We start from the raw sequence: 12,163 nt of genomic DNA on the forward strand, positions 1-12,163 counted from the left end.
GGCTTAATCCTCCTGCTCCTTGGTGCCGAGGTTCAGATGTAACCTTTTTTTCGTGTCGGGCTTTGTATCCTGATACAGCTCATTTTCCTGGCTTTCTAGCGGCAAGCTTGCCAGCTCCCACTCTGTCTGACCCATCACGGGATCGTAAGGAAATTCATCCCCGCGTTTTAACGTTTCCTCACGGCCCCATTCATTTTCATAAATGCCGTCGGTTTCGACTTCTTCGCCCGAAACGGGCTGCATGTTTTTATTCTCGGCCATATGCTCCGGCTGCCTCCTTGTCGCTTGCAAGTCGCTTAGTAGTATGCCGCAGGAGCAGCCGGGTTATCCGCAGCGTTTAGGGGGGTGAACAGCTCCGGCAGGAGCGAGTCACCAGATGAACCAGTCGAACCGAAAGCCGACATAGAAGAAGACCGCCATCCAGCCCCACAAGACAAGCAGCCGGAACGCGCGCGGGATCAGTAAATATTCCGAATATAGCTTTTTCCAAATCAGTCTGGTCACCCCGCTTTCCTGACTCTAGCGTATCATAAAACGGCTTGCCTGGTTAGACCGGGCAAGTACAGCATGGTACAATATGGGGGTTATGTCTGGACGAAAATCAGAGAGACGGGTGAAGTATGATGGAGCTTACAACTGAACCGGTATTGTCGCTGCGCGAGCTGCGGATGAAATACGAGGATCGCTATATTCTCAAAGGAATTGATCTGGATGTGTACCCGGGGCAAATCATCGGATATATCGGGCCGAACGGCGCAGGCAAAAGCACCACCGTCAAAATTATGCTGGGTCTCGTGCAAGGTTATACGGGCGAGGTGCGAATTTTTGGACGCGATATCGCCGATGGACATACGGAATACAAGCGTAAAATCGGGTACGTGCCGGAGGTTGTGGAGGTGTACGACAGCTTGACGGCCAGCGAATATCTGACCTTTGTCGGAGAACTGTACGGGGTGGGCCGCGAGTTGGCCGATGATAAGGCCAGAAGGCTGATGGGAATATTCGGACTGGAAGCCCGGTATCATAGCCGGATCGCTTCCTTCTCCAAGGGGATGCGTCAAAAGGTGCTGCTGATCTCTAGCTTGCTGCATAACCCGGATTTGCTATTTTTCGACGAGCCGTTAAGCGGGTTGGATGCCAATAGTGTGATGATCGTCAAGGAGATGCTGTCGCAGCTGTCTGCACAAGGCAAAACGATCTTTTATTCATCCCATATTATGGAGGTTGTTGAGAAAATCAGCAGCCGGATTATCCTGCTTCATGAGGGGCAGGTCGCCGCGGACGGCAGCTTTGATGAGCTGCGTCAGCAATCGCGGGAAGGAACGCTGGAGGAGATTTTCAACCAGCTGACCGGCTTTCATGAGCATAAACAAATTGCTGAAAAGTTCGTCTCCATCGTACAGGAGGACTAGCGATGCGCGATTACCGAACGCTGCGTGTATTGGACCTGCTTCGGCCTCTGTTCGAACGATTGGGCGTGGACTATACGATGCTGCGCAAAATTTTGCAGGTTAAGCTGACGATGGATCGCCGTCGCATACCGACGATGTTTAATCAGTCTCGGAAGAAGGAAGCCGCTGAGAAGGAAGAAAATCATTTCTTCAAGTCGCTTTGGATGTATGCGTTAATGGGGCTGATTACAGTCCCGCTTATTATATTGGGCGATAACTATATGTTCCAGATGACGCTTGTATTCAGCGTGCTGTTGTTTATGCTGATGACCGCGATGATCAGCGATTTTTCGACGGTACTGCTTGATATCCGCGACAAGCCGATTTTGTTGGCCAGGCCGATTACGCCGCGAACCGTAAATACGGCCAAGGCGATTCATGTCGGCTTGTATCTCGGTTTTTTGACGGCGGCTCTGACGCTGGCCCCGCTTGTTGCGGGCACGCTCAGACATGGCGTCGGGTTTCTGGCCCTATTTTTGCTGGAAATCATGCTGCTGGATGTGCTGATTATCGGGTTGACGGCGTTGTCTTATTTTGTTATCTTACGTTTTTTCGACGGCGAGAAGCTTAAGGATATGATCAACTATGTGCAGATTATGATGACGATTACGCTGACGGTCGGCTATCAGCTCGCAATCCGTTCGTTTGAATTTTCCAGCTTGTTGAGCTTCCAGCTTATGCCAGCCTGGTGGCAGCTGCTCGTCCCGCCATTCTGGTTCGCTGCACCGTTTGAACTGCTGCTTGGGCAAGGCGGCGGGGGATACGTCACGGCTTTCTCGCTGCTGGTGCTGCTTGCCCCGCTTGCTCTGCTGCTGCTTTATATTTGGCTGATGCCCGCATTCGAACGGGGCTTGCAGAAGCTTTCCAACCAGGGAGCAGGGCGAAAGAAGGTAGCTGGTCAGTGGATGCGGCGGGCCGGACAGCTTATTTGCCGGAGCCGGGAGGAACGCAGCTTCTTTCAATTCGCGTCCGCCATGATGCGCAATGAGCGCGAATTCAAGCTGCGGGTATATCCGTCGCTGGGCTTCTCGATTGCGTTCCCGTTTCTGTTTCTGTTGAGCGGCTTGCGTGAAGGCGGCTGGTCCCAGATTGCAACCGGACATTCCTATTTGACGGCGTACTTCTCTATGCTTGTTATTCCGTCTGTTGTGATGCTGCTGCGGTATTCGGCGAATGATAAGGCCGCATGGCTGTTCCAGGCAGCGCCGCTCAGCAGCTCGGCTCCTTTTTTCAAGGGAACGCTGAAAGCGTTCATGGTCCAGCTGTATGCTCCGGTGTATACCGGAGTTAGCGTACTGTTCGCGCTATTGTTTGGTGTCCGGGTCATTCCGGACTTGCTCGTCATTTTGCTTAGCTCTTGTCTTTATGTCGTGTTATGCTGGCTTATGCTGGACAAAAAGCTGCCGTTCACTCAACCGTTTGGCGTGAAGCAAGCCGACAGCCTCAAAATTATTCCGTTGCTGCTGCTGCTCGGCGTACTTATCGGGCTTCATTTCGCGGCGACCTGGTTTGCTTACGGGATTTACTTGTACATGGCCGTGCTGGCCGGACTTAGCTTGCTTGCCTGGCACAAGTCATTTCAGCGAACAATGTAGCGGAGCCGGCTGAGCGGAGCGGATTGGAGTGGGAGTCGGCAGAAGAAACGTTGCGATAGACGTGCTTAGACGCCGCGGTATGATAATAGCCTAATTTCAAGGAAAGAATGTGCTGAACGGTGATATTGTGGGGAACTTTAGTGAATGCGGCGGCGATTGTTGCCGGAAGTGCGATTGGCCTGCTGATTGGCCGAATGAGCGACAGCATGAAGCAGACGCTGATGCATGGCATCGGCTTGTCGCTGATCGCGCTGGGCGTGTCGATGGCGCTCAAGTCGCATCAGTTTTTGCTGGTGGTGCTCAGCTTGACGATCGGAGGGCTGCTCGGCGAAGCGGTCAGGCTGGAACGGAGGCTGGAGCAGCTTGGACAAGGTCTGGAGCGGCTCGTGTACGCCATTGTTAGCAGATTGCCTGCAAGGGCCGGAACGAAGGGCTGCGGCGAGCAGGTCAGGGGCAGGCTGGCGGAGGGCTTCGTCAACGCGACCCTCGTTTACTGCATCGGGGCGATGGCGATTCTCGGCTCGCTCGATAGCGGGCTGCGCGGCAACCATGTCATCCTATATACGAAAGGATTAATGGACGGGCTGTTGTCGGTGGTCTTTGCATCTACAATGGGCGTCGGAGTGCTGTTTTCGGCACTGCCGATTTTGCTGTATCAGGGCGGGATTACGCTTGGCGCCTCGTGGATTGCTTCATTGCTGGAGCCGACGCTGCTGGAAACGGTGATCGCGCAATTGACCTCGGTCGGCGGCATCTTGATTATCGGTGTCGGTATCAATTTGCTGGAGCTGCGCAAGCTTCAAGTGGCCAACCTGCTGCCCTCCCTTGCGGTAGCGGCTGTACTGGCTGTGTTATGGTCCAAGCTCGGCGGCTTGTAGGCGGCGGGGAACGGCCGCTGGAAGGGCATGGAGGGCCGTACATGCACGTCTGTCCTGAGCTGCTGATGGAAAGCTCTCTTGCCAAGGAAAAAATCCGGTGGCAGGCTGGAAAGTTTGTGATATAGTAGAAGGTATGCGAACAAATGTACTTGTACTTCCAGAGCCTGCTGAGCTGCAGGCTGCTGGCTGCAAACAAGGAAGAGAGGAGCGTCGTATGGCCTTTATCAGGCAATTATTGTGGTTTTTTCGTGCCCGCTGGGGCTGGTACTTGCTGGCGATTGTACTGATGTCGGCGGTCAGCGTGCTGAACATTATTCCGCCGAAAATGATCGGAACGGTCATCGACCGCATCCGGACCGGGACGTTGACATCCGCCGAGCTGCAAAGCAGCGTCTGGCTGCTGATCGGTCTGGCCGTGCTGCTGTATGTGATGACATACATCTGGATTACAACGCTATTCGGCAATTCTTCGCTGCTGGAGCGGCTGCTGCGCACGCGGCTGCTGACGCATCTGCTGCGGATGACGCCGTCGTTTTTCCAGCGGAACAGTACGGGAGAACTGATGGCGCTGGCCACTAATGATATTGTGGCGATTGGTCAGACTGCCGGTTATGGCGTCATGACGCTGGTTAATACGATTGTCGGAACGCTGGTGGTGACCATCACGATGATTACCGTCATCAGCTGGAAGCTGATGCTGGTGGCGCTTATTCCGCTGCCGTTTGTGTCGCTGCTGATCGGCGTGCTTGGCCGACAGATGCGCAAGCGGTTTATTGCGGCCCAGGCTGCCTTCGGCACCATGAACAGTCAGGCGCTTGAATCCATCTCCGGGCTGCGGGTCATCCGCTCTTATGTGCAGGAGCCGCATGATTTGGAAGCGTTCCGCCGGGTGACAACCGATGTGATGGAGAAAAACCGGCGTGTCGCGTTTATTAATGCGATGTTTCACCCGGTCATTTCATCCATTGTCGGATTGAGCTTTGCGATCGGCAATGGCTATGGCGCGTATATGGTTTTTCATAACGAGCTGTCGCTCGGGCAGCTTGTTTCCTTTAATATTTATCTTGGCATGCTGATCTGGCCAATGATTGCGTTCGGCGAATTTGTCAACGTGCTGCAGCGCGGCAGCGCCTCGGTAGACCGGCTGACGGCCAGCCTGGCCCAGCAAGCGGATGTACAGGACCCTGCCGAAGCGGCTGTTGTGACAGCTCCGGAAGGAATTGAGTTCCGCTCGCTGACCTTCCGTTATCCGGATGCTTCCTATGACAGCTTGAGCAGCGTATCGTTTAAGCTGGCCCGCGGCCAGACGCTCGGAGTCGTCGGACGCACAGGCAGCGGCAAAAGCACCTTGCTCAAGCAGCTGCTGCGCTATTATCCGACAGAGCCGGAGACGGTTTTGTTATCCGGTATACCGGTTGAGCGGCTGGCGTCCGAGCGTATCCGCCAATGGGTCGGCTACGTGTCCCAGGAGCATCTGCTGCTGTCGAAGACGGTCAAAGCGAACATCAAGCTCGGCAAGCCGGAGGCGACAGACGAGGAGCTGGCTCGTGCGATTGCCATGGCGTCCTTTGCCGAGGATGTGCGGCATCTGCCGCAAGGTCTTGAGACGATTGTCGGCGAAAACGGCGTCATGCTGTCAGGCGGTCAGAAGCAGCGGGTAAGTATTGCCCGGGCGCTGTTGACCGATCCGGAAATATTGCTGCTGGACGACTCGTTGTCGGCGGTTGACGCCAGAACCGAAAGCGCCATCCTTCGCAGTATTCGCGCCGAACGGGCGGGAAAGACGACCTTGATCGCCTCCCACCGGCTATCGGCGGTGATGCATGCCGACTGGATTATTGTGCTGGAGGAAGGGCGAATGATGGAAGAGGGCAATCATGAGCAGCTGATGCTGCTGAACGGCTGGTACCGCGAGCAGTTCGACCGGCAGCAGATGGAAGCGAAGCTGCTGGATTCAACGGGCTAAGCCGCACTTCACGAGGGTTGAAGGGAAGGAGCACAGGGTCGATGAAAGACAATCCCAAGGTCAAAACGTCGGTAATCCGGCGGCTGCTCCGTTATACGCTGGCGTACAAATACCGGATTGCCGCCGCGCTGGTGGTGCTCTGTCTGGCTGTTGGCGCGGAGCTGGCCGGGCCGTATCTGGCCAAGACGATGATTGACCGCCATATCGGCAGCATCGCGCTGCCGTGGAAGCAGTTTGACAAGACTGCCGCGCTGCCGGGTCAGCAAGCAGGCAGTGATCCGGGGCTCGCTGAGGTGAAGCGGGTCGAATTCGGAGATTCCGTGTACATCCGTTCGGATTGGATGGATGCCTACACGGCGGGTAAAACGTTCCAGAACGATCCGTTTGCCGGGGGCAGGGATGCCCGCATCGTGCAGATCGGCGCCGGCATGTATCTGGTGAACGCTCCGTCCGGCGATGAAGTGAGCTGGTCGGTGGAGCGGGAGGCGGATGCGTCCGGCGAGGCTGTGCTGCTCGGCCGGGTCGGGAATGGCGATCAGACCGGCCACCAGGTTTCGGCCCGCAAGCTGACCGCCGTCGAAACGGCCTTGTTTTATCAGCACGATATTGGGCCGGCATTCCGGCTGCTGGGGCTGTACGTTGCACTGTTGATCACTGGCAGCCTGCTTCACTTTGTCCAAAGCTACACGCTGCAGGCGACCGCGTTGCGGATGATTCAGCAGATGCGGATGGACTTGATGCAGCATATCCAGCGGCTGCCGGTGCGCTACTTCGATAACACCCCGATCGGTCAAGTCGTCTCGCGGATTGCGAATGATACCGAAGCGGTGCGGGATTTATTTATCAGCTTTATGGCGACCTTTGTCGTCAGCTCGATCACGATTATCGGGATTTATATTGCGTTGTTTATTCTTGATGTGCAGCTGGCGCTGATTACGCTCCTGTTCCTGCCGTTGTTTGCGGTTGTGATGGCCGTACATCTCAAGTACACGAAAAAATATGTCTCCGTCATGCGTGCAAGGCTGAGCGATATGAATGCCATGATCAGTGAATCCATTGCGGTTATGCCAATCCTGCAGGCGTTCCGGCAGGAGAAAAGCCGCATGAAGGAATTCGAGACGCTGAATGAGGACCGCTACATCAGCAACATTAAAAACATGCGGGTGTTTTCGTTGTCCTCGCGAAACTTCACTGGCTTGATCGGCGCGTTGTTTACCGCCTGTACCGTGTGGTATTTCGGCGGACAATCGCTGCAAACGTCGATTTCATTTGGCGTGTTTTACGCGTTTATTGAATATCTAGGCCGGTTTTTCCAGCCGATTATCGGCATTTTCGATCAGCTGATGAATGCGCAGCGTGCGGTTGTATCGTCAGAGAAGGTGTTTCAGCTACTGGATGAGGAGCCGGGAGAGACGGCTGTGCCGGTGGCTGCAAGCGCTGCTGCGCCGCGTCCGGAGGGGCGTGTGGTATTTGACAATGTAACCTTTGCCTACAAGCCGGGTGAAACTGTGCTGCGCCATATTTCATTTGAAGCGAAGAAAGGCGAGACGGTTGCCCTGGTCGGTCATACCGGTTCCGGAAAAAGCTCGATTATGAATTTGCTGCTCGGCTTCTACGATCCGACGGAAGGACAAATCCGCATTGATGAGCGCGATATTCAGCAGATGTCTAAGCAGGCGCTGCGTCAGCATATGGGAATTGTGCTGCAGGACCCGTTCCTGTTTGCCGGAGACATCAAGTTTAATGTCAGCTTATACAATGAGCGGATTACGCCGGAGATGGTCCGACAGTCACTGACCGATGTCGGCGCAGCCCCCTTTATCGAACAGCTCCCGCGCGGGTACGACGAACCTGTCGTCGAGCGTGGCAGCACGTTGTCGGCCGGACAGCGCCAGTTGATTTCCTTTGCGCGTGCGCTCGCATTCGACCCGGCCATTCTCATACTTGATGAGGCTACGGCCAGCATCGACAGTGAGACGGAAGGCTTGATCCAGGAGGCGCTGCGGGTTGTCAGTGCCGGACGGACGACGTTTATTATCGCACACCGGTTGTCCACGATCCGCGAAGCGGATCTCATTCTGGTGCTGCACCGGGGTGAAATTGTCGAGCGCGGCAGCCATGACGAGCTGATGCGGCTGCAGGGGCGCTACTACCGGATGTACCAGCTTCAAGCGGGCGGAGGCGAAGCCGCTGCTGGGGCTGGAACAGGAGTTGAAGCAGGAGCTGGAGCAGGAAATGGAACTGGAATTGGAGCCGCAGCCGCTGCACAGGCGGGGCAAAGCCAGCCGTAACGAATGAGGGTGTCAGAAGCGCGCCTTGGCCGGAGAATGATAGCTGTGCTTGCAGGCGGAGCAGCTGTCTGTTAGCCAGGGGGCGCTTTTCGACTTCGGGATAGGCATGTACGCATGCGAAAACAAGCAGCAAACCAACCGGCATGCACGGCATGTGGAGCGGAAGCACGGGATGACCGGCCTCCCGCATCAACTATCGCATCTGTTGGTTATGCTGCTTTTTTCTGTATCCGTTAATTGGCTTTAGCGGCTGCAGCCTTAGTTGTCCGCTGACTGGCCGTGCATGATGCTCCGATTGCGGCCCAATTGCTTGGCCTGGTACAGAGCGCGGTCAGCGAATTGAAACAGCTCCTGAATATTGTCGCTGTCGGACGGGAAGCTGGCGATGCCGATCGACACCGTGACTGGCTTGCCTGTTGGACCGGGTGAGGCCGCCATCGAGCTGCGAATGCGCTCAGCAATCTGCAACGCCTCTTCGGCAGTCGTATCCGGCAGCAGGACGACAAACTCTTCCCCCCCATACCGGCAGCATACCGCACGGTCCTCCACAGCCGCAAGCATGCGGGCGGCCAGCATCCGAAGCACCTCGTCCCCGACTTGATGGCCGTACGTGTCATTTACCGCTTTGAATCGGTCGATGTCAATCGCCAGCATCCGGAAGGCTCGCTGTTCCTTCACCCATAAGCCGGTGTAGGAGTCCATCATCCGCCGATTCGTCAGGCCGGTTAGTGCATCGGTCTGCGCCTGCGCAGCATACTGCTCCGCCTGTTCCTGCAGCACCTGCATCGCAAGCATAATCGTATGGGTCAACTGATTCGCTTCTGTATTCCAATGGCTGCGGAACGGCGGCTCGCTTACCCGTTGTCCTTTGGCAATTTGCTCCGCTGCCTTGGACAGCACCATAAACGGCACGGAGAGCATACGCACAAGCAAAATGGCAGCCAGCAGAAACACAAGCCAAAAAGGAAGCGAATACAAAATTTGCCGTTTCGCGGTTTGCAAGGCAACCTGGTAGATGTCTTCGTAAGGAGACTGCACGACAACTCCCCAGCCAGGCTGGATGATGGTTGCATAGCCGGCCAAATACCGGATGTTGCGTGTATTAATGACTTCACTGCTACCGCTTTGACCCTGCAGCAGCTTTTGCACCACTTTGTTAGCGGTCACATCGTCCCAGAGTCGATCCGGCTCCGGATGATAGATCAGATGGCCGTTGCCGTCAATCAGATAGACGTACGATTCGGATGGAGTGGTTACAGGCACACTCAGGAAGCTGTTAATGATATTGGATAGCTGCAAGGTCACAGTGCCTCCAATGAGTCCGGTAAAACGGCCGTTGCTGTCGAAGAGCGGATTCGTCATCATCAGCATAACTTGTCCGGGCAGCTGACCGGGATAAGGCCGGGATACATAGGGACTGCGCAGCACAAGGGAATGCTGAATGGTATCCTGCGCTGTCTGTTGGCCCATCAGCATCAGATCGAACGGGGCGGGCACGGCATGCCCAATAGTCCCGTTCGTATCTGTTGTAAACAGCGAATCAAAGTAGCCCCCGCTTTCCCTCATCAGCTCCAGCTGCCTCGTCAGCATATGATCCTCCAGCGTCTGCTGCGTCAAGGAATTGGCGGCGGCCTTCAAGCTTGCATGCATCGACATAAACAGCGAGTCGATCGTCGCGCTCATCTTGGCGGCAGTAACCCGATTCAAGTCGAGCGTCATTTGAGAAAGCGACTGCATGTCGGACTTAAAGCCAATCGCGGTTTGTATACAAGTGGTTCCCAGCATGGAAGCAACAACCAGCCCGGTGATCAGGTAGATGAGACGGATTCGTATGATCCGCAGTTTGCGCTGTCCCCATCGCAATGGTAAATCGCCCCTTTGTGTAAGTTCTGGCAAGTCGGGTTAGGCGCGGTCAGGCAAGCCGTTGCGGCTATCGCTATGTATTATTTTCGTCATTCCGCGGGTGTAATGTTAGCTGTAAAAAAAGCTGTCCTCCATTTCACGAAGGACAGCGCAGTGACTGGCGGCCGGATGCCGGAATCAGGAAGGCATCACTTTATTCATCAGTCGATACAGCACGGCAACCGCCTCGGCACGTGTCGCGGTTTGCTTCGGATAAAACGCGCCGTCCGGCGAACCATTCATCAATCCGACCGCATCGGCCAGCCGGACACTCCGGTAAGCCCATGCCGACGTGTCCTCCTCATCGGTAAATTTCACGCCGGGCGGCAGTAAAATATCTTGCTGCTTGATGGAGGTCTTCAAGCTGTAGGCGCGCATCATCATGGCAGCCATTTGCTCGCGGGTAATAGTCGCTTGCGGGAGAAATGACCCGCTGTCGGTGCCTTCGATCAGTCCGGCTGACAGCGCTTTGGCAAGGTCATATCGGTACCAGGCGTCGCTTGGCACGTCCGGAAAGGGAACGGCTGCTGTCTGCTGCAGCTCCATCGCCCGCGCCAGCATAGACGCGAATTCAGCCCGTGTTACTTGCTCGTTCGGAGCAAACCGGCCTTCGCCGACGCCGCCAGCAATTTGCTTGGCTGTCATAATGGTAATGATGGGCTCGGCCCAATGGCCGCCGATGTCCGTATAAGAACGGTTTTCTTCAAAGACAGCTACCAGGCCAAGCTCGCTCGCCCGAAATTCCAGCCGATTGCCGGTTTTCAGCTCGCCGCCCAGGAACGTCCATGTGCGCGCGGCTGGATCATACCGGTAAGCGCCCAGCTTGGCCGCCTGCTTGATGCTGTGCGGATCAAGCTTCAGTGCCAGCGTCAGCGGCGTGCTCCAGCGTGCGGTATCCTTGCCTACCGATTCCAGCCTCAGCTCGAAGGCGCCGATGACGCGGTCGGCAGAAGCTGGGACCGCAGCGTATTCATCACGCGAGGCTAGCTCGACCGATTTCACGGTCAGATCGACCGCCGCGTCTACCGTAGTTTGGGGCAGCGCATTGGGCTTGAGCGCGATGTCGAGCTGATTGGTTTGGATGAGCAGCGTTTTGGCATAGTCGCCAGCCGCCTTCCACAGCTCCGGCAAAATTTGAGCGACCAGATGCGGACGCGGCTGGCTGGACGTGCCGTCAATGGTTACCGGCTCCTCGCCTTTTGCTTGCAGCGCCGCTTTGTAAGGAGCGAGGGCAAGCTGGACCTGCACTTGCTTGATGCCGAAAGGCTCGATGAGCCGGTCCGTATTCGCTCTGGCAATCGGCTGAACATCGAAGGTGCCGCTGCTGCCGTTAGGTACGGTAATGTTTAACTGGTCGCCGCGCTTGATCGTGATCGTGTAGTCCTGGGTGTTTTCATTTTGCGCGGTGACCGTGATGACGAGTGTCGTTGCGCCGGTTTTCAGCGGCTTCGAGTTTACGATGGTAGTGCCGTTCGGAAATTTGACGCCGTTGTAAGCCAAGGTGGCCAGTCCTCGGGCGCGGACGAAGGCGGTAATCGACACGTATTCTGCCGGATAGTCTACATAAAGCGTATATTCGGTCGTGTCCGGGTCAAAGGACGGATACAGCCGTCCTATGCTGTACGACAAGCTGCTCAGCGCCGCATCAATCGAGCCGCCTGTCCGTAAAATTTCCAGCGTGTAAAACGTTGGCGATGAGCCGGGGGCCGCGACAGCTACCACGATCGTATTGCTGCCGTTAGACAATTCGACCTGATAGCCGCTGCTGCCGACGACGTTGCCGCTGATGGTGACCGTGGCCGAGCTGGATTCCGCCGTTGGCCACAATGTAACGCGGCTCGTGGAAGTCGGGACGGAGACGCTGTAGCTCGTCCGGGATGGCGAGAAGCCGAGATTCAGCTCCGGCGACGTCGTCAGCGACAGCAGCCTGGTGCTGTACGTCACCTCGCTGACGGAATAAGCGCCCGCTGCATCCGTCCCGCCCGCCGCTGCTTCGACACGCGTCCACGTCACAAACAGCAGTGCCAGCGACAGCAGCAGAAACAGCGCAACGGCCGGTTTTCTGATCGTCATAGCCGTA

9 protein-coding genes are annotated in these 12,163 nt (G+C 56.1%); 5 read left to right on the forward strand and 4 right to left on the reverse strand.

Annotated features, from left to right (window positions below; translation table 11 throughout):
* Positions 1 to 3: 3 nt before the first annotated feature.
* Positions 4 to 261: a hypothetical protein gene (locus AC6ROY_RS09675; RefSeq protein ID WP_500100094.1), complete on the reverse strand. Its 258-nt coding sequence runs from the start codon at positions 259 to 261 to the stop codon at positions 4 to 6.
* Between the two features lie 108 nt (positions 262 to 369).
* Complete coding sequence (locus tag AC6ROY_RS09680) at positions 370 to 504, reverse strand: hypothetical protein (protein ID WP_500100095.1); 135 nt, start codon at positions 502 to 504, stop codon at positions 370 to 372.
* 116 nt (positions 505 to 620) lie between these two features.
* Between AC6ROY_RS09680 and AC6ROY_RS09685 the strand changes: the two genes are divergently transcribed.
* The 5 genes from AC6ROY_RS09685 (at position 621) to AC6ROY_RS09705 (ending at position 8,181) form a co-directional block, all read left to right on the forward strand.
* Positions 621 to 1,412 (forward strand): ABC transporter ATP-binding protein, encoded by a 792-nt coding sequence (locus tag AC6ROY_RS09685; protein ID WP_500100097.1) that lies wholly within the window; start codon positions 621 to 623, stop codon positions 1,410 to 1,412.
* A gap of 2 nt (positions 1,413 to 1,414) precedes the next feature.
* The gene (locus AC6ROY_RS09690; protein WP_500100098.1) at positions 1,415 to 3,046 is read left to right on the forward strand and encodes a hypothetical protein; all 1,632 of its coding nucleotides are present in this window, start codon (positions 1,415 to 1,417) and stop codon (positions 3,044 to 3,046) included.
* Between the two features lie 119 nt (positions 3,047 to 3,165).
* On the forward strand, positions 3,166 to 3,924 hold the full coding sequence (locus AC6ROY_RS09695; protein WP_500100100.1) for a DUF554 domain-containing protein: 759 nt from the start codon (positions 3,166 to 3,168) through the stop codon (positions 3,922 to 3,924).
* A 214-nt stretch (positions 3,925 to 4,138) separates the two neighbouring features.
* The gene (locus tag AC6ROY_RS09700) at positions 4,139 to 5,890 is read left to right on the forward strand and encodes an ABC transporter ATP-binding protein (RefSeq protein WP_500100101.1); all 1,752 of its coding nucleotides are present in this window, start codon (positions 4,139 to 4,141) and stop codon (positions 5,888 to 5,890) included.
* 41 nt (positions 5,891 to 5,931) lie between these two features.
* Entirely contained in the window at positions 5,932 to 8,181 is a 2,250-nt protein-coding gene (locus AC6ROY_RS09705; RefSeq protein ID WP_500100102.1) for an ABC transporter ATP-binding protein, read from the forward strand.
* Positions 8,182 to 8,439: 258 nt separating this feature from the next.
* On the opposite strand, the gene AC6ROY_RS09710 is transcribed toward AC6ROY_RS09705, so the two are convergent.
* Together AC6ROY_RS09710 and AC6ROY_RS09715 are read right to left on the reverse strand one after the other, a co-directional pair.
* The gene (locus tag AC6ROY_RS09710) at positions 8,440 to 10,044 is read right to left on the reverse strand and encodes a sensor domain-containing diguanylate cyclase (RefSeq protein WP_500100103.1); all 1,605 of its coding nucleotides are present in this window, start codon (positions 10,042 to 10,044) and stop codon (positions 8,440 to 8,442) included.
* 177 nt (positions 10,045 to 10,221) lie between these two features.
* A complete protein-coding gene (locus AC6ROY_RS09715) occupies positions 10,222 to 12,156 on the reverse strand; it encodes an S-layer homology domain-containing protein (RefSeq protein ID WP_500100104.1) in 1,935 nt (644 codons plus the stop codon).
* Positions 12,157 to 12,163: the final 7 nt, after the last annotated feature.

This window comes from Paenibacillus sp. sg306046 (genome assembly GCF_059821225.1).

Excerpts from the sequence above, each read along its gene's own strand:
- AC6ROY_RS09675 (WP_500100094.1), bottom strand. The coding sequence starts at position 261 with ATGGCCGAGAATAAAAACATGCAGCCCGTTTCGGGCGAAGAAGTCGAA.
- AC6ROY_RS09685 (WP_500100097.1), top strand. The coding sequence starts at position 621 with ATGATGGAGCTTACAACTGAACCGGTATTGTCGCTGCGCGAGCTGCGG.
- AC6ROY_RS09690 (WP_500100098.1), top strand. The coding sequence starts at position 1,415 with ATGCGCGATTACCGAACGCTGCGTGTATTGGACCTGCTTCGGCCTCTG.
- AC6ROY_RS09700 (WP_500100101.1), top strand. The coding sequence starts at position 4,139 with ATGGCCTTTATCAGGCAATTATTGTGGTTTTTTCGTGCCCGCTGGGGC.
- AC6ROY_RS09705 (WP_500100102.1), top strand. The coding sequence starts at position 5,932 with ATGAAAGACAATCCCAAGGTCAAAACGTCGGTAATCCGGCGGCTGCTC.
- AC6ROY_RS09715 (WP_500100104.1), bottom strand. The coding sequence starts at position 12,156 with ATGACGATCAGAAAACCGGCCGTTGCGCTGTTTCTGCTGCTGTCGCTG.